Here is a 22530-nt window from a genome sequence, read left to right as displayed (position 1 = left end):
CTACCGCTTCGGCTGCGCCCCGCTGGCCTGCGCGTCGTTGAGGACGCGCAGATCCTCGTTGGTGATCGACACGATGGTGCAGCCGGTGCTGTCGCCGTTGCGGAACAGATAGATCAGCTTGCGGTTCGCCTGCTTCTTCGGGTCGTGCAGGTTCAGGCCGTGGCCGAAGGCGACGCCCAGGACCTCGCCTTTGAAAATGGCGCGGTAGCGCATGGGCATTTGCTCCCGGAACTGGCGGGAGGCGCAGGACTTGCTCAGTTCCTTCTCGAAGGTTCCGGCGTGCCGCCAGTCCTGGGTGGAGCGGATCGTGACCCATTGCGGCGGCAGCGGGAACTGGACCACCGGCGGCGACAACGGCAGGTCGTAGCCGCCGGGCGGCACCGGCGGCATGTGCCCCGGCTCCGTCCGGTCGAGCGGCCCCTTGGCCCAGGCGGCTCCGGTCGCCAGCACGCTGAGGAGCAGGAGGCTCAGAGTGGCGCGGTGCAGAAGCGCAGATTTTGGCCTTTTGCCGCTCATCCCGATCCGCGTGCCCCCTCCCTAACCCTCCCCCGCCGCGCAGGGGAGGGGACTGCCGCCGCTCCGCGAATATCTCCCTCCCCTGCGCCGCGGGTGAGGGCCGGGGTGGGGGCAAGGCGATCCGACCCCTCATCCACACCCGACAGCCTATCCCCGCCGGACTAACAGAACGCTAACCATCCCCCGCCGTCACAGCGTCGGGCGTTGCTCGAACACGCCCGGACCGGGATCGCGGGCCGGCTCGACGGCGATGTCGCTGACGATGGCGGCGGAGGGGCCGCGACGGCAGGCCTCCAGCATCCGGTCCACGGCCTCCGCCGGGCCGGCGAACAGCGCCTCCACCGTGCCGTCGCCGCGGTTGCGCACCCAGCCGGCCAGCCCCAGCCGATTGGCCGTGTCCACGGTCCAGCCGCGGTACCACACCCCCTGCACCTTGCCATGAACGCGGGCCAGCACGGCCTTGCGGGTTTCCTCGTCCGCCATTCCCATCCCCGGTGTCGTTTCCATGAGGCGAAGGACAATAGGACAGGCTCCGGTTCCGGAAAACCCACCGCCGCCCTGCGCCCTCCCCTCCCCCAATGAACAGTGCCGCCAACCATTCGTCGGCGTATCATCCCTTGCATGGCGGGGCGCGGGATCTCCTGTGACCGCCGGGCCGCGACAGCGAAGGCCGCGACCGGGCACGGGCGGGCTCGCACCCCCTGAACGAACGGTTCGGGAGGAACGGACATGACCATCCGAAACCCTGCGGAATGGGGAGCGGCCCATTTCAAATCCTGGTCCCACGGCCTGGCCGAAGCGGGCCACGCCATCGCCCCGCCGGCGCGGGAACGGGCGGCGCTGGAGCCGACCGTGCGGCGCATCCGCGGCGACGACCTGCGCGACGCGCTGCGGAGGGGGCTCCATGATTTCATGGCCTGCCGGACCGACGTCCTGTTCATCGCCCTGATCTACCCGCTGGTTGGGCTGCTGCTGGCCGAGCTGCTGCTCGACGGGGACGCGCTGCACCTGCTGTTCCCGCTGGCCTCCGGCTTCGTGCTGATCGGCCCCTTCGCCGCGGTCGGCCTTTACGAGATGAGCCGCCGGCGCGAGCGGGGCGACCGCGTGTCCTGGGCGGACGCCTTCGCGGTGGCGCGCTCCCCGGCCTTCGGCGCGATCCTGGCGATGGGGGCGATCCTGACCGCGGTGTTCCTGCTGTGGCTGGTGGCGGCGCAGCTCATCTACATGGCGACCCTCGCCCCGCTGGCGCCGGAGGGCTGGAGCGCCTTCGCCCACGCTTTGTTCACCACCCGTGCCGGCTGGGCGATGATCGTGCTGGGAGTCGGGGTCGGCTTCCTGTTCGCCGTCCTGGCGCTGGCGATCAGCGTGGTCAGCTTCCCGCTCCTCATGGACCGCCGGGTCGGGGTGGCGACGGCCATCCGCACCTCCGTCCGCGCGACGCTGAAGAATCCGGAGCCCATGGCGCTCTGGGGCCTGATCGTGGCGGGAGGGCTGCTGCTCGGCTCGCTGCCCGCCTTCGTCGGGCTGGTGATCGTCATGCCGGTGCTCGGCCACGCCACGTGGCACCTCTACCGGCGCCTGATTCCGGAATGAGGCGGTTGGGCTAACCGCAGGCCGGCACCTGCAGGGCGGGAAGCCCGTTCCACAGGATGGCAACCAGCGATCCCGCGGCGGCGAGTCCGGTGAACAGGCGGATGAAACGGCGCGGGTCCTCGCTGGTCCGCCGGCCCGGCGCGGCGCCCCACAGCGCCGCCGCCAGCACGCCCGCGGCCAGCAGCAGGGCGACCGCCGTGGCGCCGAGGATCAGCACCACCGCGACGGGGTGGCCGTACAGTTCCACCCCGTCCCACTCGCGGGCGCAGATCAGCCCGTTGATGCCGTAGACCGCGGCGAAATGGACCGCCCAGATCAGGAAGGCCGACATCATTCCGGTGAAGGTCGCAGTGAACGCCGTCCTTTCCATGGTCCACCTCACACGGCCAGACGCGGAAACAGATGCACCAGCAGGAGGGACACGATCCCCTGCCCGCAGGTGTAGAGCCACACCAGCATCACATTGTCGAAGGTAACGCGGCGCCGCGCGTGCAGCCGCCCGGCGAAGGAGCGGGCCAGCGTGAAGCCGGTCATCAGGACCAGGATCACGACGTGGAAGACCTGCCAGGAGGCCAGCATGTAGACGATGGCGCCATAGGCGCTCTCCGACGCCACGAGGCCGCTGCCGATGCGGTTGTAGGGCTCGGCCACCGCGGCGGCCAGCATCAGCAGGAGACCGGCGAGCAGGGCGCCCCGCATCGCCCAGGAGCGGTTGAGGGACACGGCGCGGCTCGCCAGCAGCATCGCCCCCGCCGCCACGACCCACAGCCCCGCCTCGCCGAACAGCCACCCCAGCCCCGGCAGGGCGTCCGTGCCCACCGGCCAGACGTCCGGGCTGACCGTCCACAGGAAGACGTAGGTGAAGCACAGGCAGGCGAAGGCCGTCCCGTCCACCAGCAGCAGGACCGCCGTCCCCCACCAGGAATGGTTCTCCGACCCCTGGAGATAGACCGGCACCCGCCAGCCGCCGCCGACGTCCTGCGGCGGGTGATCGGCGCCCTTGTCCAGGCTCCACACCCACCAGAAGACCGAGGCGATGGCCAGCACCCCCGGCACCAGCGACACCCAGTAGAGCTGCACCGCCAGACAGATGAAATGGGCGGCGGTGAACAGCCCGGCGAGGAAGTGGCTCCAGTGCGGGCCGGGCATCGGCATCAGATACTGGGGACGGGCCTCGATCGGGCTGGTCACGATGGTCTCGCGCCGCCGGGTCGGGGCGCCGGGCAGGTAATGGGCACCCTCCTGCACCTCGCGCGACAGGTTGGGGTTGTCCCACAGCGGGTAGAGCGAGCGGACGTGCGGGATGCTGCGCGTCGCGTAATTGTCGTTCGGAATCCATTCCAGTGTTCCCGCCTTCCACGGATTCTCCGGCGCCGGGCGGCCCCGGCCGAAGGCGTCGCGCGCCATGTCGATCAGCACCAGCAGGACGCCGAAGGCCATCACGAAGGCCCCGACGGTCGAGACCATGTTCAGGACGTTCCAGCCGAGATCCCCCGGGTAGGTGTAGACGCGCCGCGGCATGCCCATCAGGCCGCTGACATGCATGGGGAAGAAGGCGACGTTGAAGCCGATGAACATCATCCAGAAGGCCCAGCGCCCCAGCCGCTCCGACAGCATGGTGCCCTTCATCGTCGGCCACCAGTGATACAGCCCGGCGAAGACCGGGAAGACCATGCCGCCGATCAGCACGTAATGCAGGTGCGCCACCACGAAGTAGCTGTCATGGGCCTGCCAGTCGAAGGGGATGACCGCCACCATCACGCCGGTCAGGCCGCCGGCCACGAAGATGAACAGGAAGCCCAGCAGGAACCACGTCGCCACCGTCCATTGCAGCCGCCCCTTGCCCAGCGTGGCGATCCAGGCGAAGACCTGGATTCCGGCGGGCACCGACACGGCCATGCTGGCGGCGGAGAAGAAGCTCAGGCTCAGCGGCGGGATGCCGGTGGCGAACATGTGGTGCACCCACAGGCCAAAGCTGAAGAAGCCCGTGCCGACCAGCGCCACCACCACCCAGTCGTGGCCGACCAGCGGCCGCTGCGCCAGCGCCGGCACCATCATCGACACCAGCCCCGCCGCCGGCAGGAAGATGATGTAGACCTCCGGATGCCCGAAGAACCAGAACAGGTGCTGCCAGAGCAGCGGGTCGCCGCCCCGCTCCGCGATGAAGAAGGGCCAGTCGAAGGCGCGCTCGATCTCCAGCAGCGCGGTCGCGATGATCACCGCCGGGAAGGCGAAGACGATCATCCCGGCCATGACCAGCATCGACCAGCAGTAGACCGGGATCTTGTCCAGCGTCATGCCGGGCGGGCGGGTGCGCAGGATGCCGACGATGATCTCGATGGCGCCAGCGATGGCCGAGATTTCGATGAAGCCGATGCCGAGCAGCCAGAAATCGGCGTTGATGCCGGGCGAGAACTTCATGCTGGTCAGCGGCGGGTACATGAACCAGCCGCCGTCCGGCGCCACCTCGAAGATCAGCGAGCAGAAGAAGGCCAGCCCGCCGAACAGATAGGCCCAGAAGGCGAAGGCCGACAGCCGCGGAAAAGGCAGGTCGCGCGCCGCCAGCATGGAGGGCAGCAGGAAGACGCCGATGGCCTCGACGATGGGCACGGCGAACAGGAACATCATGCCCGTGCCGTGCACGGTGAAGAACTGGTTGTAGAGGCTGTGCCCCAGCACGTCGTTCTCCGGCACGGCGAGCTGCGTCCGCATGACCAGCGCCAGCGTGCCCGAGATGACGAAGAACAGCAGCGCCGTGGCGATGTACATCACCCCGATGATGTTGTTGTTCACCTCCTTCAGCAGGCCGAGGCCGGAGGTCGGCTTCCAGGCGCGCTTCAGCGCCTCCAGCTCCTCCTTCGGGCGCGGCAGGCGGTTGGGCAGGGCGGCATCGTCGAGCGGCGGGGTCATTTCAGGCTCTCCAGCCAGACGGCGATGGCGTGCAGATCGTCGCCGTCCAGGATCGGGAAGGACGGCATGCGGTTCTCCGGCTTGATGTGCTGCGCCCCGGCGATCCAGCCGGCCAGGGCCTCCGGCGTGTTGGGCAGCGTCCCGGCGGCCAGCGCGCCGCGCCCGCCGACATGGGTCAGGTCCGGCCCGGCCGCCCCGTTGGCCGGCGTCCCGCGCACCGTGTGGCAGGACCCGCAGCCGGCGCGCAGGAAGGCGTCGCGCCCGGCGACACGCTGCGGCCCGTCGGGTTCGGCGGCGGGACGGCGCTCGGCGGCCAGCCACTTCTCGAAACGGTCGGGCGGTTCCACCACCACGTCGAAGGCCATCAGCGCGTGCTGGGCGCCGCAATACTCGGCGCACTGGCCGCGGTAGGTGCCGGGCCGCTCCCCGACCAGGATCAGCCGGTTCTCGTGACCGGGGATCATGTCCATCTTGCCGCCCAGGCTGGGCACCCAGAAGCTGTGGATGACGTCCGCCGCGGTCACCACCACCTCCACCGGCCGCCCGGCCGGGATGACGAGGCGGTTGGCGGTGCGCAGAACCTCACCCCCTTCCACCCTCACGTCGGGATAGCGGACCTCCCACCACCACATGTAACCGGTGACCTCGATGCGCAGCGGCTCCACCCCACCGGTGTCCGACAATTGCCGAGCCACGGCGAACTCGTAGACCTGGAGCGCGGTCAGCGTGACGATGGGAAAGACGAGGCCGCCGCCGATGATCCAGGCGCGGCTTCCGGGAAAGCGCTCCGGCCGGGCGATGACGGCGTACCCCGCCAGGGCCATGACGAAAAGGAAGATGAACCCGCCCCCGGCGACGAGAATCAGCGTCAGGTCGAGAATTGCCTCGGCGTTGCGTCCGGCGGGGTGGAGCGCGGATTGCGGCCCCCGTTCGCAGGCCGCCAGGAGCCCCATTCCGCCGGCCAGGGCCGCTCCCCGCCAACTCCGTCTGCGTCCCTCGCTGCGGCCAGACCTGCGGTCCATGCACCCCCCTCGCGGCGTTGGCCCGCGGCGGCGGGCGTCGTCGTTGCACGGCTAAACTCACGGCAAGGCCGCAGGTTCCGCCGGAACTTCGGTCGGCGGGGGAGCATTCATTCGGGGACGAACACCAACAACCGGCGGAGCGTCCCATCCATGCGCAGAGTTCTGACGATCATCGGGCTGGTTCTGGGCGCCCAAGCGGTGGGGGGCTTCCTGTTCGCCTGGTCGGGGCTCTACAGCATCGCCGCCAGCAAGGAACACTGGCCGCCGGTCCACTGGTTCTTCAGCATGGCGATGCGCAGCTCCATCGAGACGCACGCCGCTTTCGTGAGTGATCCGCCCGACCTGGACGACCCGGTGCTGATCCGGCGCGGCGCCGGCCATTACGAGGACGGCTGCGCCCCCTGCCACGGCGCGCCGGACGTCGGGCGCAACCCGATCTCGCGCCACATGCTGCCAGCCCCGCCCTTCCTGCCGGGCCATGCCGGGGACTGGACGGACAAGCAGCTCTACTGGATCACCTACAACGGCATCAAATACGCCGGCATGCCCGCCTGGCCGGCGCAGGCGCGCGACGACGAGCCCTGGGCGGTGGCCGCCTTCCTGCGCCGGCTCGACGGCATGAGCGCCGAGGAATACCGCCGTCTGGCCTTCGGGGAGACGCAGCCGGACGGCGACCGCTCGGCGCTGAGCGATCTGGCGATGCTGGACGGCTCCGCCCGCGAGGTGCTGGACAACTGCGCGCGCTGCCACGGCTATGACGGCGCCGGGGGCGGCCCCGGAGACAGCGCCGCCGCCTTCCCCCGCCTGTCGGGCCAGAACGCCGCGTATCTCTTCCACGCGCTGAAGGCCTACGCCGAGGGCGGGCGGCACAGCGGCATCATGCAGCCGGTGGCCGCCGGGCTGGACGAGCCGATCCTGCGCGGCCTCGCCGACCATTATGCGGGGCAGACGGCGCCCTACCCGCCCCCGCCCGCCGACGCCGATCCGGCCCTGCTGGAACTGGGCGCCCGGCTGGCCGAGTCCGGCGACCGCGACACCGGGGTGCCGGCCTGCTCCGGCTGCCACGGCGCGGACCGCGACCCGCGCTACCCCCGCCTCGACGGGCAGCATGCGAGCTACATCGCCGACCAGCTCCGCCTCTGGCAGAGGGACGCGCACGGCGACACGCCGCTGTCCCGGATCATGGGTGCCGCCGTGCGCAACCTGACGGACGAACAGATCCGCGCCCTGTCGCTGCACTACGCACAGAGCCGACCGCGGGAGACGGCGCGCGAAGACGGCCAGCGGTGAGGCCCGGCCATCATGGCAGCGGCGACTAATTAACAAGAATAAATAGCTATATGTGTATTTTCACAAAACCAATTCACTTTCTGCCTTGACCGAATGACCACTCACATTGTAGATAAAAAGCCGGACGCCCAAGGGGGGCGCCCCGCGGCAATTTGATCGCCAGCTTGCGCCGCGTCACCAAACGCTAAAGCGCCACGATACCGGTCGTGGAACTCTGAAAGGAGTGACCGGAATGACCATGATGACCAACCCCTCCCCATCCGATCGGACCGGCACCGTGACGGGCCTGTGTTGCCGAATGCGCAACGCCTCGTGTCGCCGCTGACCTCAGCGCGCCAAGCCGTCCCGTCCAGCATCCGATCCGTATGAAACCCGCGCGCCGCAGCGCCGCGGGCCGAGGGAGAACACCGTCATGAGCACGTCCAACGCCTACGCCATTGAGGTCCAGGGCCGGTCCGCCGGCATCGTCGTCGCCGGCCAGGGCGGCTTCACCTTCTTCGTGTCCGACTGGTCCTTCAAGGACCTGGACCGCAAGACCTTCCGCAACGTCGGACAGGCCGAGCGTGCCGCCAAACAGTTGGCGGCCCGGCGCTCCGGCGTGCGGCGGCGCTGATCGCGCGCCCACATTTCACACCGATCCCGCGCCCGATCCCAATATTCCACACCGCCGATAAAGGACCCGTTCCGTGAAAGCCTTTCTGACGTCCATTGTCACCGCCGCCCTTCTCACCGTTTCCACCGGCGCCGGCGCCGCGGCCCTGAAGCTCGGCGTGTCCGCCGGCCCCTATGGCGAGATCCTGGACTACACGGCGAAGATCGCCGCCAAGGAGGGCCTGAAGGCGGAGGTCATCGAGTTCACTGACTGGAACATGCCCAACGCCGCCCTCCAGTCCGGCGACATCGACGCCAACAACTTCCAGCACCAGCCCTTCCTCGACAATCAGATCAAGCAGCGCGGCTACGACATCGTGCCGGTCGCCAAGAGCATCGTCGTGCCCATGGGCATCTACGCGAAGAAGGTCCAGTCGCTGGCCGACCTGAAGGAGGGGGCCAGCGTCTCCATCCCCAACGACCCGACCAACGGCGCCCGCGCGCTGTTCCTGCTGGCCAAGGCCGGGGTGATCGGGCTGAAGGACGGGGCGGGCCTGAACACCTCCATCGCCGACATCGCGTCCAACCCGAAGAAGATCAAGCTGGTCGAGCTGGACGCCGCCCAGCTTCCGCGGTCGCTGGACGACGTGGACGCCTCGGTCATCACGCTGAACTACGCGGTCCTGGCGGGCCTGAGCCCGAAGACCGCCCTGGTTCTGGAGGACGACCAGTCGAAATGGCACCTCGTCTGGGCCGTCCGCAAGGACCGCGCGGAAGACCCGGCGATCAAGCGCTTCATCGAGCTGTACCGCTCCGCCGAGGTGCGCGACTTCATCAACACGCGCTTCAACGGCACCATCATCCCAACTTGGTGAGCGCCGCCGGTTGTCATAACCCTCTCCCCTCCGGGGAGAGGGTGGCCCGGAGGGCCGGTGAGGGGGTTGTGCTTTTGCCGGACGTGGCGCCACGCGCAACCCCCTCACCCTGCCCCTCTCCCCGGAGGGGAGAGGGAATTGCGAAAGTGATTCTTTTCAGGAAGCTCCGTCATGACCGGCCCGTTCAGCCGCACCGCCTCGATCTTCGACCGCGGTCTCGCCCCCGACCCCACGAACCACGTCCCGCTCAGCCCGCTCAGCTTCCTGAAACGCGCGGCGAAGGTCTATCCGGACAAGCCGGCCATCGTCCATGGCTGCCGGACCATCACCTACGCGCAGTTCCACGACCGGGTGCGGCGCTTCGCCGGGGCACTGCTGCGGGCCGGGGTGAGGCGCGGCGACACGGTGTCGGTGCTGGCGCCCAACGTCCCGGCGCTGCTGGAGGCCCATTACGCGGTGCCGCTGGCCGGCGCGGTCCTGAACGCGCTGAACACCCGGCTGGACGCCGCGGCCATCGCCTTCATCCTGGACCACAGCGAGACGAAGCTGCTGATCGTGGACCGCGAGCTGTCGCCGGTCGCCAAGGCGGCGCTCACCCGGACGGAGCGCCCCGTCACGCTGGTGGAGATCGCCGACGAGCAGGCGCCCGACACGCCGTCGCTGGGGGCCGTGGAGTATGAGGACTTCCTCGCCGCCGCCGACCCCGCCCCCTGGCGCGGGCCGGACGACGAGTGGCAGGCCATCGCGCTGAACTACACCAGCGGCACCACCGGCAATCCCAAGGGCGTCGTCTACCACCACCGCGGCGCTTATCTGAACGCGCTGGGCAACGCCTTTACCCTGAACGTCCGGCCGGAGAGCGTCTTCCTGTGGACGCTGCCGATGTTCCATTGCAACGGCTGGACCTACAGCTGGGCGGTCACCGCCGCGGGCGGCACCCATGTCTGCCTGCGCCGGGTGGAGCCGGCGGCGATCTTCGACGCCATCGCGGAGCTGGGCGTCACCCATCTGTGCGGCGCGCCGATCGTCCTGAACATGCTGATCCACGCCCCGGCACCGGTGCGGCGCCCCGCCCCCCGCCGGGTCATCGTGGGCACCGGCGGCGCCGCCCCGCCCTCCGCGGTCCTGGCCGGCATGGCGGCGCTGGGCTTCGAGGTGGTGCACATGTACGGGCTGACCGAATGCTACGGCCCGGCCACCGTCTGCGCCCCGCAGGAGGGATGGGAGGATCTCGACGCCGACGGGCTGGCCCTGCAATTCGCGCGGCAAGGGGTGAACCACGTCGCGGTGGAGGACGCCACCGTGCTCGACCGCGAGACCGGCCGGCCGGTTCCCGCCGACGCCGAGACCATCGGCGAGATCGCGCTGCGCGGCAACACGGTGATGAAGGGCTATCTGAAGAACCCCGCGGCGACGAAGGAGGCGCTGAAGGACGGCTGGTTCCGCACCGGGGATCTGGGCGTGCTGCATCCCGACGGCTATATCGAGGTGAAGGACCGCAGCAAGGACATCATCATATCCGGCGGCGAGAACATCTCGTCCCTGGAGGTGGAGGAAGCGTTGTACCGGCATCCCGCCGTTCTGGAGGCCGCCGTGGTCGCCCGCCCCGACGACCGTTGGGGGGAGAGCCCCTGCGCCTTCGTGACGGTGAAGCCCGGCGCGGCGCGCCCCTCTGAGTCCGACATAATTCAATGGTGCCGGGACCGCATTGCGCACTACAAGGTGCCGCGCACCGTTGTGTTCAGCGATCTGCCGAAGACATCGACCGGTAAAATCCAGAAGACCGTCCTGCGCGACGCGGCCCGCGATCTGGGCGCGCGTCGGGAGGCCAAGAGCGTATGATAACCTTCGAACAGCTTCAGAAAACCTACCCGTCCCGCGGCACCGGCCAGCCGGTCCAGGCGCTCGCCGACATCGACCTGACCATCGGGCGCGGCGAGATCTACGGCATCATCGGCCGGTCGGGCGCCGGCAAATCCACGCTGCTGCGCACCGTGAACCTGCTGGAGAAGCCGACCTCGGGCCGCGTGCTGGTCGACGGGGTGGACGTCACCGCCCTGTCGCCGCGCGATCTGCGCGAGGCGCGGCACAGCATCGGCATGATCTTCCAGCACTTCAACCTGCTGTCCTCGCGCACGGTGTTCGACAACGTCGCCCTGCCGCTGGAACTGGCCGGGGTGGCGAAGGCGCAGATCCGCGAGACGGTGGAGCCGCTGCTCGACCTCGTCGGCCTCACCGACAAGCGCGACCGCTACCCGGCGGAGCTGTCGGGCGGGCAGAAGCAGCGCGTCGGCATCGCCCGCGCGCTGGCCAGCAAGCCCAAGGTGCTGCTGTCGGACGAGGCGACCTCCGCCCTCGATCCGGAGACGACGACCCAGATCCTCCACCTGCTGGCCGACATCAACAAGCGGCTGGGGCTGACCATCGTCCTGATCACCCACGAGATCGCCGTCATCAAGGAGATCTGCCACAAGGTGGCGGTGATGGAGAACGGGCGGATCATCGAGCAGGGGCCGGTCTTCGACATCTTCGCGCACCCCAAGCACGAGACGACGAAGACCTTCGTCGATCCGGTCATCAACCGCGGCATCCCGGACAGTCTGCGCGCCCGCCTGTCGCCGACGCCGGTGCCGGGGTCGAACATGGTGCTGCGCATCACCTTCACCGGCGAACGCGCGACCTCCCCGGTGATCAGCGCGATCAGCCGCAAGCTGAACCTGGACCTGAACATCTGGCACGGCCAGATCGACGAGATCCAGGGCGCGCCCTTCGGAACGCTGGTGGTGGAGGCCATCGGCAACCCGCAGTCCATCGAGGCGGCCATCAGCCTCCTGAACGTCAACAAGCTCGGTGTCGAGGTGCTCGGTCATGCTGTCCCCGGAAATCTACGCGCTGCTGTTTAAGGCGCTTCTCGACACGCTCTACATGGTGGCGGTGTCGGGCCTCCTGGGCACGGCGCTGGGCCTTCCGCTGGGCGTGCTCCTGGCCGTCACCGGCCGGGGGGAGCTGCTGCAGAATCTTGCCTTCAACCGGATCGCCGGCGTGCTGGTGAACATGACGCGCTCCACCCCCTTCATCATCCTGGTGGTGGCGATCATCCCCTTCACCCGCCTGATCGCCGGCACCTCCATCGGCACCGCCGCGGCCATTGTGCCGCTGACGGTCGCCGCCGTGCCCTTCATCGCCCGCATCGTCGAGGGCGCCGTGCGCGAGGTCGACCGCGGCCTGATCGAGGCGGCGCAATCCATGGGCGCCACGCCCTTCCAGATCATCCGCAAGGTCCTGCTGCCGGAGGCGATGCCCGCCATCGCGCTGGGCCTGACCCTGTCGGTGGTCAGCCTGATCGGCTATTCGGCCATGGTGGGTGCCGTGGGCGGCGGCGGCCTGGGCGACCTCGGCATCCGCTACGGCTACCAGCGCTTCCTGCCGGAGGTGATGCTGGCCGTGGTCGTCGTGCTGATCGTGCTGGTGCAGATCGTTCAATCGACGGGCGACTGGATCGCCCGCCGCGTCAACAAACGCAACCTGAAGTCCTGAGGAGTTGGAGATGGTCCGTACCCGTGTGCTCGGCGCGGCCTTTGGTCTGGTGGCCGGCATCGCGACCCTGGCGACCGCCGTCGGCGCGTCGGCCGAAGCCCTGAAGATCGGCGTCACCCCCGGCCCGCACGGCCAGATCTTCGAGAAGGTCAAGCCGCTGGCCGCCAAGGAGGGCCTCGACCTGACGGTTCTGGAGTTCTCCGACTACGTCATCCCGAACCAGGCGCTGGCCCAGGGCGACCTGAACGCCAACTCCTTCCAGCACCAGCCCTACCTGGACAACCAGGTGAAGGACCGCGGCTATGAGCTGGTCAGCGTCGCCAAGACGGTGATCTTCCCGATGGGCGTCTACTCGAAGAAGGTGAAGAGCCTGGACGAGCTGCCCGACGGCGCCAAGGTCTCCATCCCCAACGACCCGACCAACGGTGGCCGCGCCCTGCTGCTGCTCCAGGCCAAGGGGCTGCTGAAGGTGAAGGAGAGCGCCGGCCTGAAGGCGTCGCCGCTCGACATTTCCGACAACCCGAAGAAGCTGCAGATCCTGGAGCTGGACGCCGCCCAGCTTCCGCGCTCGCTGGACGACGTGACCGTGGCGGTCATCAACACCAACTTCGCCATGGAATCCGGCCTGGACCCTAACAAGGACGCCATCGCCCGCGAGGCCAGCGAGAGCCCCTACGCCAACGTCATCGCCGTCCGCAAGGCCGACCAGGACAAGCCGTGGGTCGCCACGCTGGTCAAGGTGTACCAGAGCGACGAGGTGAAGCAGTTCATCCTCGACCGCTTCAAGGGCGCGGTGGTCCCGGCCTGGTAACCGCCGGGTAGGACAGCCCTTCCAACGTCCTGGAGAAGCCCTGGTCCGGTCAACGGACCGGGGCTTTTCCGTTTTGGCGTGCTCCTCATCGCGCTCAAGCGCTCCGCCTGCGGCAAAAACGCCCGCTTTGGTCATGGGCTCCGGTTCCCCCTTTCGCCCTCATAACTGATATATTAATATATCCAATATCCTTCCGGCATCCTCCGGTCCAAGGGGCACCCACGCCATGACGCCTTATGCCGACCTCCGGCGCGAGGATTTCCGCGCCACCATCGACGGCACGCCGACCGACCTGTTCACCCTGCGCAACCGCCGGGGCATGGCCGTGCGCATCACCAATTACGGCTGCAAGATCGTCCAGATCCTGGCGCCCGACCGCGACGGCGCCCTCGGCGACGTGGTGCAGGGCTACGAGACGCTGGAGCAGACGATGGCCGGCCAGCCCTCCATGGGCTCCTTCATCGGGCGCTATTGCGGGCGCATCGGCGGCGGACGCTTCACGCTGGGCGGGGTGGAGCACCGCACCGCCGTCAACGCGCCGCCCAACACGCTGCACGGCGGCCAGCGCGGCTCGCGCTTCCGCACCTTCGCCGCCCGGCAACTGGACGAGACGAGCCTGGAGCTGACCCACGTCTTCCAGGACGGGGAGGAGGGCTTTCCCGGCACCCTGCCCGTCCGGCTGGTCTATGCGCTGGACGAGGACAACGCCCTGACCATCGCCTGGACCGCCGTGGCGGCGGACAAGGCGACCGTGGCGAACTTCACCGACCACAGCTTCTTCAACCTGTCGGGCGACGCCGGGTCCTCCATCCTCGACCATGTGGCGACGGTCAACGGCGGCCGCTATCTGGCGCTTGATGCCACCGCCGTCCCCACCGGGGAGCTGGTGGACGTGACCGGCACCCCACTCGACTTCCGCAGCCCCGCCGCCTTCGGCGCGCGGATCGGCGCCGACCATCCGATGCTGGCGCTCGGCAAGGGCTACGACCTGCATTACGCGGTGGACAAGCCGGAGGGCGCGCTGGGGCTGCACGCCCGCGTCCTCCATCCGGGCAGCGGACGGGTGCTGGAGGTCCTCTCCACCGAACCCGGCCTGCAGGTCTACACCGGCAATTTCCTCGATGGCCAGACGCCGCGCGACCTGGGCAAGGGCGGGACGCTCTACACCCGGCACAGCGCCTTCTGCCTGGAGCCGTCGCACTTCCCCAACGCCGTCAACATCCCGTCCTTCCCCTCCACCGCGCTGGCCCCCGGCCAATGGTACGCGGGCCGCATCGTCTACCGCTTCGGCATCGCCTGAACGCCCCGCCAGCGCCTTCCGATTTTCAAAGGACCCTCCGTCATGCCTCTTCTCTCCCGTGACCCGCTCGCCGCCGGCGCCTTCGATGTGGCGCACACGGCGGGCGCCCCGCGGCTGCCCGTCACCGTCCTTCAGATCGGCGACGGCAACTTCCTGCGCGGCTTCGTCGATTGGATGGTGGACGTCGCCAACGGCGCCGGGCTGATGAGCGCCGGGGTCGCCGTCGCCCAGCCGCTGGACCAGGGCGTCGCCGGCCCGCTGACCGCGCAGGAGGGGCTCTACACCGTCCTGCTGCGCGGCATCGAGCGGGGCGCGGCGGTCGAATCCCGCCGGGTGGTGAGCTGTGTGTCCGAGGCGCTGAACCCCTATGCGGAGTGGGACCGCATGCTGGCCCTCGCCACGTCCCCGGCGCTGCGCTTCCTGGTGTCCAACACGACGGAGGCCGGCATCGCCGACGTGGCGGAACCCTACACCCCCGGCGCCAGCCAGCAGAGCTTCCCGGCCAAGGTCGCGGCGCTGCTGCACGCCCGCTTCACCGCGCTGGGCGGCACGCCGGAGAGCGGCCTCGTCCTGCTGCCCTGCGAGCTGATCGAGGCCAACGGCGCCAAGCTGAAGCGGATCGTCCTGGCCCACGCCAAACGCTGGGGCCTGGAATCCGGCTTCACCACCTGGGTCGAGGCGCACAACCACTTCCTGAACACGCTGGTCGACCGCATCGTCCCCGGCTACCCGCGCGACGAGGCCGCGGCGCTCGCCGCCGCATGGGGCTATGAGGACCCGCTGGCCGTGGCCGGCGAGCCCTTCCACGTCTGGGTCATCGAAGGCCCGGCGGCCCTGGCCGAGGAGTTCCCGCTGCACAGGGCCGGGTTGAACGTGGTCTGGACCGACGACCTGCAGCCCTACCGCACGCGCAAGGTGCGCATCCTGAACGGCGCCCACACCGCCGGCGCGCTCGCCGCCTTCGTAGCGGGGGTGGACACGGTGAAGGGCATGATGGACGACGCCACCCTGTCCGCCTACCTGAACACGGTGATGTTCGGGGAAATCGTCCCCTTCGTGCCCCTGCCGGACCCCGAGCGCCAGGATTACGCCCGCACCATCATGGAGCGCTTCGGCAACCCCTACATCCGGCACGAGCTGATCGCGATTTCGCTGAACTCGGTGTCGAAGTGGCAGGTGCGCGTGCTGCCCAGCCTGAAGGACTACGCCGCCGCCCATGGCGAGGCGCCGGACGGCCTGTCCTTCTCGCTGGCCGCCCTGCTGCGCTTCTACAAGGGCACGCGGACGGCGGACGGCGCCTGCACCGGCAACCGCGACGCCGGCCCCTACCCGATCCGCGACGACGCGGCGGTGCTGGCGGCGCTGTCCGGCGCCTGGGCCGCCCATGGCGGCGACCCGGCGGCGCTGGTGGACGCCGTGCTGTCCAACGCCGCGCTGTGGGGCGAGGACCTGACCCGCATCCCCGGTCTGGCCCACCGCACCGCCGTTCATCTGGCGGTGATCGAGGAGCGCGGCATGCGCGGCGCTTTGGAAGCGTTGGTGAGCTGATTTAACCCTCTCCCCTCCGCTCACGCGCAAACGAAGTTTGCGCTGACGCGACAGGCGGACCTTCGGTCCGCCGAAGGCGGGGAGAGGGTGGCCCGGAGGGCCGGTGAGGGGGATGCGCGTGGCGGTACGTCCGGCATGAGCGCAACCCCCTCACCCTTAACCCTCTCCCCAGGGGGAGAGGGGAACGTCCCATATCCACAACCGCTATATACCTTCGCGTACAACGGCCTGTTGACAGCGTCCCGCCAGCGCAGTATCCGAATCGATACAGCGTCGGGCGAGTCACCATTCCGCAACGAACCGAAGGAACCGTGCCCATGCGTTTGAAAGCCCTCGCCCTTGCCTTCGGGCTGCTGGCCCTCCAGACCGCCACCCAGACCGCTGCGGTCGCCGCCCAGGACCTCCATGCCTATGTCGGCGCCGGCCTCCGCCCGCCGGTCGAGGCGCTGATCGAGGACTTCCGCAAGGAGACCGGGATCACCGTGACGGCCGAGTATGGCGGGTCGGGCCAGCTTCTCGCCCGCTTCACCGAGACGAAGGCCGGCGACCTGTTCATCCCCGGCACGACCTTCTACACCGACAAGCTGAAGGAGCTGGACGCCGTCGCCGACCTGACGGTGCTGGTGGTGCACGGCCCCGTGCTGGCCGTGGCGCCGGGCAAGGCCGAGGCGATCCGCGGTTTCGCCGACCTCGCCAAGCCGGGCGTCCGCGTCGGGCTCGGCGACCCGCAGGCGATGGCGCTGGGCCGCACGGCGGAGGACATCCTGGACAAGTCCGGCCAGGGCGAGGCGATCCGCCGCAACGTCACCGTCCGCGCCGCGACCGTGAAGCAGCTCGCTCTCTATGTGCTGGACGGCAACGTCGACGCCGCCATCATCGGCGCGTCGGAGGCCGCGCAGAATCCCGGCAAGCTGTCCGTCCTCGCCATCCCGCCGGACTGGTACGAGGCCGAATACGCCCCCGTCGCCGTGCTGAAGACCAGCGCCGCGCCGGACGCCGCCAAGCGCTTCGCCGACTTCCTGGCCTCGGACGCCGGCCTCGCCACCTTCCAGCGCTTCGGCTTCCCGCCCGCCCCGAAGATGTGACGGATGGGCTTCACCGTCCTGCTGGCCCTGCCGCTCGCCATCGTCGCGCTGACGATCGCGGGCGTGTTGGGCGCCCTGCTCGCCCGCCTGCCCCTGGACGATCTATGGACCGCCCTGACCGCGGCGGAGACCCTGTTCGCGCTGCGGCTGTCGGCGCTGACCTCGGTCGCGGCGCTGGGGATCGCGCTGGCCCTCGGCCTGCCGGCGGCTTACCTGATGGCGCGGCGGCGCTTTCCGGGGAAGGTGCTGCTCGACACGCTGCTCGACGTGCCGCTGGTCATGCCGCCGCTGGTCGCCGGGCTGGGGCTGCTGTTCCTGCTCGGGCGCAACGGGCCGGTTCCCGCGCTGGGGATGGAGTTGCTGTTCTCCCCCGCGGGCGTGGTGCTGGCCCTGGCCTTCGTGTCCACCGCCGTGGTGGTGCGCACCGCAACGGCGGCCTTCCGGTCCGTCGCCCCCGGCTACGCCGTCGCGGCGCAGTCGCTGGGCGCCACCCCGTGGACCGTGTTCTGGCGGGTGGAGCTGCCGCTGGCCGCCCGGGGGGTCGCGGCGGGCGCCGTGCTGGCCTGGGCGCGGGCGCTGGGCGAGTTCGGCGCCACGCTGATGGTCGCCGGGGCCACGCGCCTGAAGACCGAGACGCTGCCCATGGCCGTCTTCCTCAACATCGCGACCGGGGAGACCGGCATCGCCGTGGCTTGCGCCATCCTGCTTCTGGCGACGGCTCTGCTGATGCTGGTGGCGATGCGGCTGCTCGGTGCGCAGCGGAACGACAGGGTCAGCCGCGGGTCCGCAGCCGGTTGCGGACCCGCTTGAGCGGCTGCTTCAGCTCCATGGCGTCGAGCAGTCCCACCGCCGCCTGCCGCAGCGACGCGGCGGCGCCCTTCATTGCCCGGACGGGAGAGGGCTCGGGACGACCGGGATCGGGTTGCCCGAAGTCCGGTTGGATGGCGTGCACCCGCTCCTTCAGCCGCTCCAGCCATTCCCCCTCGACCTCGTGCTGGCGGGCGTAGTCGAGGATGGAGCGGAGTTCCGCCGCCTGCGGCTCGTTGCGCACGGGAATGCCGGCGATGCGGCTCGGGTCCAGCGGCCCGTCGAAGCAGTCCGGGGCGAGCACACCGGCGGCGGCGAAGTTCATTCGGGTGCGCACGCACTTCTCGCAGACGCCGCAGTTCCGGAACTGCTGCGCCCCCTCCCAGCAGACGCGCAGGGAACCCACCGCCTCCGGGTAAGCGGCGACCGCCGCCGCCTTCTCCGTCCGGGAATAGGCGGCGCCGTCATGGACGATGGAAAAGCCGTCACCGGACAGCAGATGGTCGGCGATCGGCGTGGTGCCGTAGGGGATGACCAGCGCGTCGTACGGCTTGGTGCTCCCGATCAGCCCGAACTCGAACTCCGCTTCGTGGAGGTGCAGGCAGGCCGCCAGCTCCGCCGCGTGGGAGTCCTGCCAGTTCTGGAGATGCAGCTCCTTGCTGTTGGTGCGCACCACGCGCAGCTCCAGCCCGACCAGATCGCGGAAGGGCCGGGTGCGCTCGACCAGCCGCTCGAAATCCTCGGCCCGGTCCAGTTCCACGTCGAAACCATGCACCATCAGCAGGGCGCCAACGGTGTGGCGGCGCTCCGGCGGCAGGAGCAGCCGGTGGCGCAGGATGGTGAAGGTGCTGTCGAGCCCGCTGGAATAGGCGGCGATGGCCCGGCGCCCCGGCTTGGGCGCGTTGCGGTCGACGACCCTCTCCGGGATGATCTCGACGGTCCGGTAGCGGTCGGGACGCCAGCGTCGCCACACCCCCTGGAGCGCGTCGATGTTGTGCAGCGCCGTTCGGGTCAGCGGCCCGTGCACATGGACAGGAAGGCCCCGCTCCATGGCGTGAAACAGGACGGCCATCACCGTCCCGTCCATCGGCCGGTCCGCCGCGGTCCCGGCCGGCTCCTCGAATTCGTAGACGACGCGGTGCCGGCGGCGGGTGCCGTCCTCGGACAGCAGGACGGTGCGGCGGACCAGCCCGCCGCTCGCCGTTTCCTCGACCCCGATGTGCAGCCCCCCGTTGCCCGCCATGCCCGCCGACGCCCTCTTCAGCCCGTGTTCCGGGATGACAGACGGATACGGGGCGCAAACGTTCCCGGAGGTCTCAGCGTTTCCAATCGGCGAGCCAGCTGTCGATGTAGTTGGTCAGCTTGCCGTAGGAGTTGTCGCGCACCTGCACCGGCAACCCCATCATCAGGGCGAGCAGCATCCCGTGCAGGCGGTTGGTGACCACGGCGTTGGCCGCGCCGAAATGGGCCACGGCCTTGCGGACCAGCCGGTCGCGGATGGGGTACCAGCCGCGCAGCGGGTCGGCGGGCAGCGGCACCGCGTCGTCCAACCGGATCAGCCGGGCGGCCAGGGCAAAGCCGGCGAAGTCCTCCGGACCGCACAGGTCCTCCCAGTCGAAGACCGGCGAGTCCTGGCGCAGCCAGTGGCGCCCCGCGCATTCCTGGTCGCGCCGGGCCATGACGAGCAGGGTGGTGTCGTGGGCCGGGCGCACCGGCGTCAGCCGCGTCGGGTAGCGCGTCAGGTAATGGGCAAGGTCCGGCACCTGGATCGCCCGCTCCCCGAGAAAGGGCCGCACCAGATCGAGCGACGGCGCGTCGCGCGCCATGAAGACCAGATTGCGGTGGGCCGCCCAGCGCTTCATGTCGTGGCGCAGCCGGTCGCGGTCGCGGTAGTAGACGGTCTGCGGCAGCAGCACGACGCGGCTGGACGGGAAGCTCTCCAGCACCTTCTGCCGGAACGTCTCGTGATGGGGGTAGAGGTCGCCGAAATTGCCGCCGCCGTGCAGCAGGATCGCCGCCTGCCCGTCGCGCTGGCGGCGCAGCAGGCGCCGGGCGTTGCCCAGCGTCACCCGCTCGCGGATCTCCACGCCGCCGTCGGCGAACAGCGTCTCCGCCCCCTGGTTGATCAGCAGATCCCCGACGTTCAGATGGACCGGGATGTCCGCATAGACGGCCGGCCCGCTGCCCAGATGCGGAAGCACCAGATCCCGCACCCGCAGCGACAGCGCCTCCAGGGCCCCAAGGTCCGGGTCCAGCCAGAGGTCCGCCGCACCGGCGGCAGCTCCTCCACCACCAGACCCGGCGGCCGCGCGCCCCCCGGCACCGCCGTCATAACACCACGTATCCATGGCCAATGGCCGCCCCCGCAGAAGATTGGTCCCGGAACATTGGTTGCCGGCCCCGCAGATGGAAGAGAAGTGACACGCCCCGGTCCAATGTGAATGGGAGTGATGCGTGAAAGTTCGCTCCCAAAGGAATGCGCCTGAATTTGCCGGTTTCATCCATCCGAATCGACGCAGAGCTTTTGCGGTACCCGTTCCGGCGCGGTCGGGCCGCGCCGGAAACTTCGTGTTCATATGGTTTGTTCGCACACCAATTCGGTCATCATGCCCGTCGCCATGTGCAGAAGGTTGTGACAGTGCAGCGGCCAGCGTCCGGGATTGTCGGCGTCGAAGGCGATGGTGGCGGACCCGTTCATCGGCACCAGCACCGTGTCGCGCACCGCCCCGGCCAGCGCCGTCCCGTTGAGCGCGGTCACCTGGAAATGCTGGCCGTGCAGGTGCATCGGGTGGGCCATCGGGCTTTCGTTGACCATGGTGATGCTGACCCGCTGCCCCTTGCGGACGGTCAGCGGCCGGTGCTCGCCGAAGGGGCGGTCGTCGATGGTCCAGACATAGGGGGCCATGCCGCCGGTCAGCCGGATGGTGAAGGCCGCCCCCACCGGACGCTCCGACAGCGGGTCGAGCGCCGTCAGCCGCCGCTCCAGCGACAGGTCCACCGGCCCGGCCGCGGCGTCCGCAAGGCCGGCGGTCCTGCCCACCGCGGCGCCGGGGGTGGCGAGGACGATGCCGGTGCGCTGGCGCTCCCCTTCCCGCTGCGCCAGGATGGGGAAGGCGCCGCCTTCGGCGGGAAGCTGGACGAGGATGTCCAGCCGCTGGCCCATGACCATGCCGAAGCGCCGCCCGCTCACCGGCTGCACCGGGTTGCCGTCCGCCGCGACCACCGTTCCGTCGAGGGCGCCGAGGTCGATGTGGAAGGCCGTCGAGGTCGCCCCGTTGATCAGCCGCAGCCGGACCCGCCCGCCGCGCTCCACACTCACCACCTCCGGGTCGTCGAGCGTGCGGTCGTTGGCGAGGTAGGCGTCGTACTCCACGTCGTTGAGGTCCATGGCGGCCATGGTCATGCCGCCCATGCCCTTCATGTCTCCCATCCCCTTCATGTTCGAGTGGTCCATCATCGGCATGGCCCCGCCATGCCCGCTGCCATGGCCGCCGTGGCCGCTTCCATGCCCGCCGCCGTGATTCATGCCACCAGTCAGCCCGGCGAGCACCTCGGCGGGGTCCTTGAAGGTGAAATCGTGCAGCAGCACGGTGACCTCCTGCGCGTCCGCGCGCTGGTCGTCGGCGGTGCGGACGATCAACGGGGCCGCCATCAAAAGCTGCTCCTGAAGGCCGTGGTGCGAATGCATCCAGTGCGTGCCCGGCCGCGGCTCGAAATCGTAGCCCTGGCTGGCGCCGTCGCGGATCAGCGGGCGGTTCGCGTCGGCCACGCCGTCCTGGGCGTAGGGCGGGGTCATGCCGTGCCAGTGGATGACCGTGTCCTCCCCGGCCCGGTTCGCCAGATCGACCAGGAAACGCTGCCCCGGATCGAGGAACAGGCCGGAGGTGCCGTCCGGCTGGCGGATGCCGAAGACGGAGGCGGGTTTGCCCATCACCTCAAGAACGCGCCGCTCGACGGCGAGGCGGAGGGGCGCCGCGGCCCGTGCCTGCCGCGCGACGGCGGGAATCAGGGTGGAGAGGCCGCCCAGCGCGGCGGCCGAAGCCGCGGACGCCAGGAAACGGCGGCGGGTCTGAAGACTCGTCATGATGCGATGATCCGTTTTCGGGGAATGCCGGCCCAGGGCGCGCGAAGGCGCGGCTCGGGCATGAAGTCCGCTCAAACGGCCATGCGCGGTGGTCTGAGGGCGGGCGGCGGGCCGATTCCCTCCGGCAACAGGCCGGTCGGCCGGAAGCGCGCGGACGCGCGGAGCGGCGGCGCCGGAAAAACCGCTGTGGTGGCGATGCCCGACAGCATCATCGGGCAAGTCCCGCCACAAGACAGCCCTTTCCGGCCGGCGCAGGCCTCGTCCGCCGGGGGCGCATGGTCGGCATCGGCCACCCAGACCCCAACGGCCGGCGTCGGCGCCGAGGATGCGGCATGGCCTTGAGCATGGGGGCCAGCATGGGCGCCGGCATGAACGTGCGCCTGCGCGGCGGACGGCGCGAACAGCGCCAGCGCGGCGAGCAGGAGCAGCCCCGCCACCAGCCGCCCGATCGGCGCCATCCCGCCAAGGGGGCATCCACCCCGCGCCATCGCCGTTTCCCGTTGCTGCATCGGCATCACACCGCACAGTCTCCACCTTCCAGCGGCGGGAAGGTCAAGCGCT

Annotated in this window: 21 protein-coding genes; 12 read left to right on the top strand and 9 right to left on the bottom strand. The window is 69.8% G+C overall.

From position 1 onward, the window contains the following. Together ACWPN5_RS07495 and ACWPN5_RS07490 are read right to left on the bottom strand one after the other, a co-directional pair. Window positions 1–516, bottom strand: coding sequence for a hypothetical protein (locus tag ACWPN5_RS07495; RefSeq protein ID WP_492295070.1), 516 nt, complete (start codon window positions 514–516; stop codon window positions 1–3). Window positions 517–705: 189 nt separating this feature from the next. Next, window positions 706–999, bottom strand: a complete 294-nt coding sequence (locus ACWPN5_RS07490) for an acylphosphatase (protein ID WP_200479821.1) — start codon at window positions 997–999, stop codon at window positions 706–708. Window positions 1000–1245: 246 nt separating this feature from the next. On the opposite strand from ACWPN5_RS07490, the gene ACWPN5_RS07485 reads away from it, so the two are divergent. Beyond that, the gene (locus ACWPN5_RS07485; protein WP_200479820.1) at window positions 1246–2109 is read left to right on the top strand and encodes a DUF2189 domain-containing protein; all 864 of its coding nucleotides are present in this window, start codon (window positions 1246–1248) and stop codon (window positions 2107–2109) included. 10 nt (window positions 2110–2119) lie between these two features. Here ACWPN5_RS07485 and ACWPN5_RS07480 read toward each other — a convergent pair whose 3' ends face one another. Genes ACWPN5_RS07480 through coxB form a run of 3 tightly spaced genes read right to left on the bottom strand, consistent with a single transcriptional unit; the run spans window position 2120 to window position 5972 of the window. Beyond that, complete coding sequence (locus tag ACWPN5_RS07480) at window positions 2120–2479, bottom strand: hypothetical protein (protein WP_145687410.1); 360 nt, start codon at window positions 2477–2479, stop codon at window positions 2120–2122. An 8-nt stretch (window positions 2480–2487) separates the two neighbouring features. Beyond that, a complete protein-coding gene (gene ctaD, locus ACWPN5_RS07475; protein WP_492295069.1) occupies window positions 2488–5019 on the bottom strand; it encodes a cytochrome c oxidase subunit I in 2532 nt (843 codons plus the stop codon). Further along, window positions 5016–5972, bottom strand: a complete 957-nt coding sequence (gene coxB / locus ACWPN5_RS07470; protein ID WP_492295068.1) for a cytochrome c oxidase subunit II — start codon at window positions 5970–5972, stop codon at window positions 5016–5018. Before coxB ends, ctaD begins: the two co-directional genes overlap by 4 nt. Before the next feature lie 219 nt (window positions 5973–6191). Here coxB and ACWPN5_RS07465 point away from each other — a divergent pair, with 219 nt between their 5' ends. The 11 genes from ACWPN5_RS07465 to ACWPN5_RS07415 all read left to right on the top strand — a co-directional run bounded on the left by ACWPN5_RS07465 (window position 6192) and on the right by ACWPN5_RS07415 (window position 17888). Next, window positions 6192–7331 carry a c-type cytochrome gene (locus ACWPN5_RS07465; protein WP_492295067.1) on the top strand — a complete coding sequence of 380 codons (1140 nt, stop codon included), beginning with the start codon at window positions 6192–6194 and terminating at the stop codon, window positions 7329–7331. Window positions 7332–7743: 412 nt separating this feature from the next. Further along, window positions 7744–7944 carry a hypothetical protein gene (locus ACWPN5_RS07460; RefSeq protein WP_014198188.1) on the top strand — a complete coding sequence of 67 codons (201 nt, stop codon included), beginning with the start codon at window positions 7744–7746 and terminating at the stop codon, window positions 7942–7944. 73 nt (window positions 7945–8017) lie between these two features. Beyond that, window positions 8018–8797, top strand: a complete 780-nt coding sequence (locus tag ACWPN5_RS07455; RefSeq protein ID WP_492295066.1) for a MetQ/NlpA family ABC transporter substrate-binding protein — start codon at window positions 8018–8020, stop codon at window positions 8795–8797. Window positions 8798–8968: 171 nt separating this feature from the next. Then, the gene (locus ACWPN5_RS07450; protein ID WP_492295065.1) at window positions 8969–10639 is read left to right on the top strand and encodes an acyl-CoA synthetase; all 1671 of its coding nucleotides are present in this window, start codon (window positions 8969–8971) and stop codon (window positions 10637–10639) included. Further along, entirely contained in the window at window positions 10636–11700 is a 1065-nt protein-coding gene (locus ACWPN5_RS07445) for a methionine ABC transporter ATP-binding protein (protein WP_492295064.1), read from the top strand. The genes ACWPN5_RS07450 and ACWPN5_RS07445 overlap by 4 nt, the downstream gene beginning before the upstream one ends. Further along, window positions 11666–12334: a methionine ABC transporter permease gene (locus tag ACWPN5_RS07440; RefSeq protein WP_109072323.1), complete on the top strand. Its 669-nt coding sequence runs from the start codon at window positions 11666–11668 to the stop codon at window positions 12332–12334. Before ACWPN5_RS07445 ends, ACWPN5_RS07440 begins: the two co-directional genes overlap by 35 nt. 10 nt (window positions 12335–12344) lie before the next feature. Continuing rightward, window positions 12345–13145, top strand: coding sequence for a MetQ/NlpA family ABC transporter substrate-binding protein (locus ACWPN5_RS07435; RefSeq protein ID WP_145687424.1), 801 nt, complete (start codon window positions 12345–12347; stop codon window positions 13143–13145). A gap of 226 nt (window positions 13146–13371) precedes the next feature. After that, a complete protein-coding gene (locus ACWPN5_RS07430) occupies window positions 13372–14445 on the top strand; it encodes an aldose epimerase family protein (RefSeq protein ID WP_145687427.1) in 1074 nt (357 codons plus the stop codon). A 42-nt stretch (window positions 14446–14487) separates the two neighbouring features. Further along, a complete protein-coding gene (locus ACWPN5_RS07425; RefSeq protein ID WP_492295063.1) occupies window positions 14488–15993 on the top strand; it encodes a tagaturonate reductase in 1506 nt (501 codons plus the stop codon). Window positions 15994–16310: 317 nt separating this feature from the next. Then, window positions 16311–17078 (top strand): molybdate ABC transporter substrate-binding protein, encoded by a 768-nt coding sequence (gene modA / locus ACWPN5_RS07420; protein ID WP_492295062.1) that lies wholly within the window; start codon window positions 16311–16313, stop codon window positions 17076–17078. Between the two features lie 3 nt (window positions 17079–17081). Beyond that, a complete protein-coding gene (locus ACWPN5_RS07415) occupies window positions 17082–17888 on the top strand; it encodes an ABC transporter permease (protein WP_492295061.1) in 807 nt (268 codons plus the stop codon). On the opposite strand, the gene ACWPN5_RS07410 is transcribed toward ACWPN5_RS07415, so the two are convergent. The 4 genes from ACWPN5_RS07410 to ACWPN5_RS07395 form a co-directional block, all read right to left on the bottom strand. Beyond that, the gene (locus ACWPN5_RS07410; protein WP_492295060.1) at window positions 17851–19128 is read right to left on the bottom strand and encodes a hypothetical protein; all 1278 of its coding nucleotides are present in this window, start codon (window positions 19126–19128) and stop codon (window positions 17851–17853) included. The two genes, ACWPN5_RS07415 and ACWPN5_RS07410, sit on opposite strands and share 38 nt — an antisense overlap. 73 nt (window positions 19129–19201) lie before the next feature. After that, window positions 19202–20233, bottom strand: a complete 1032-nt coding sequence (locus ACWPN5_RS07405) for a polysaccharide pyruvyl transferase family protein (protein ID WP_492295059.1) — start codon at window positions 20231–20233, stop codon at window positions 19202–19204. A gap of 224 nt (window positions 20234–20457) precedes the next feature. Then, window positions 20458–21969: a multicopper oxidase family protein gene (locus tag ACWPN5_RS07400; protein WP_492295058.1), complete on the bottom strand. Its 1512-nt coding sequence runs from the start codon at window positions 21967–21969 to the stop codon at window positions 20458–20460. A gap of 71 nt (window positions 21970–22040) precedes the next feature. Continuing rightward, entirely contained in the window at window positions 22041–22484 is a 444-nt protein-coding gene (locus ACWPN5_RS07395; RefSeq protein WP_247888389.1) for a hypothetical protein, read from the bottom strand. Window positions 22485–22530 lie beyond the last annotated feature (46 nt).

It is taken from the genome of Azospirillum sp. UENF 211521 (assembly GCF_058780535.1).
This window is presented reverse-complemented; position numbering and strand designations above follow the sequence as displayed.

Excerpts from the sequence above, each read along its gene's own strand:
- ACWPN5_RS07495 (WP_492295070.1), bottom strand. The coding sequence starts at position 516 with ATGAGCGGCAAAAGGCCAAAATCTGCGCTTCTGCACCGCGCCACTCTG.
- ACWPN5_RS07490 (WP_200479821.1), bottom strand. The coding sequence starts at position 999 with ATGGCGGACGAGGAAACCCGCAAGGCCGTGCTGGCCCGCGTTCATGGC.
- ACWPN5_RS07485 (WP_200479820.1), top strand. The coding sequence starts at position 1,246 with ATGACCATCCGAAACCCTGCGGAATGGGGAGCGGCCCATTTCAAATCC.
- ACWPN5_RS07480 (WP_145687410.1), bottom strand. The coding sequence starts at position 2,479 with ATGGAAAGGACGGCGTTCACTGCGACCTTCACCGGAATGATGTCGGCC.
- ctaD (WP_492295069.1), bottom strand. The coding sequence starts at position 5,019 with ATGACCCCGCCGCTCGACGATGCCGCCCTGCCCAACCGCCTGCCGCGC.
- coxB (WP_492295068.1), bottom strand. The coding sequence starts at position 5,972 with ATGGGGCTCCTGGCGGCCTGCGAACGGGGGCCGCAATCCGCGCTCCAC.
- ACWPN5_RS07465 (WP_492295067.1), top strand. The coding sequence starts at position 6,192 with ATGCGCAGAGTTCTGACGATCATCGGGCTGGTTCTGGGCGCCCAAGCG.
- ACWPN5_RS07460 (WP_014198188.1), top strand. The coding sequence starts at position 7,744 with ATGAGCACGTCCAACGCCTACGCCATTGAGGTCCAGGGCCGGTCCGCC.
- ACWPN5_RS07450 (WP_492295065.1), top strand. The coding sequence starts at position 8,969 with ATGACCGGCCCGTTCAGCCGCACCGCCTCGATCTTCGACCGCGGTCTC.
- ACWPN5_RS07445 (WP_492295064.1), top strand. The coding sequence starts at position 10,636 with ATGATAACCTTCGAACAGCTTCAGAAAACCTACCCGTCCCGCGGCACC.
- ACWPN5_RS07440 (WP_109072323.1), top strand. The coding sequence starts at position 11,666 with ATGCTGTCCCCGGAAATCTACGCGCTGCTGTTTAAGGCGCTTCTCGAC.
- ACWPN5_RS07435 (WP_145687424.1), top strand. The coding sequence starts at position 12,345 with ATGGTCCGTACCCGTGTGCTCGGCGCGGCCTTTGGTCTGGTGGCCGGC.
- ACWPN5_RS07430 (WP_145687427.1), top strand. The coding sequence starts at position 13,372 with ATGACGCCTTATGCCGACCTCCGGCGCGAGGATTTCCGCGCCACCATC.
- ACWPN5_RS07425 (WP_492295063.1), top strand. The coding sequence starts at position 14,488 with ATGCCTCTTCTCTCCCGTGACCCGCTCGCCGCCGGCGCCTTCGATGTG.
- modA (WP_492295062.1), top strand. The coding sequence starts at position 16,311 with ATGCGTTTGAAAGCCCTCGCCCTTGCCTTCGGGCTGCTGGCCCTCCAG.
- ACWPN5_RS07415 (WP_492295061.1), top strand. The coding sequence starts at position 17,082 with ATGGGCTTCACCGTCCTGCTGGCCCTGCCGCTCGCCATCGTCGCGCTG.
- ACWPN5_RS07410 (WP_492295060.1), bottom strand. The coding sequence starts at position 19,128 with ATGGCGGGCAACGGGGGGCTGCACATCGGGGTCGAGGAAACGGCGAGC.
- ACWPN5_RS07405 (WP_492295059.1), bottom strand. The coding sequence starts at position 20,233 with ATGGATACGTGGTGTTATGACGGCGGTGCCGGGGGGCGCGCGGCCGCC.
- ACWPN5_RS07400 (WP_492295058.1), bottom strand. The coding sequence starts at position 21,969 with ATGACGAGTCTTCAGACCCGCCGCCGTTTCCTGGCGTCCGCGGCTTCG.
- ACWPN5_RS07395 (WP_247888389.1), bottom strand. The coding sequence starts at position 22,484 with ATGCCGATGCAGCAACGGGAAACGGCGATGGCGCGGGGTGGATGCCCC.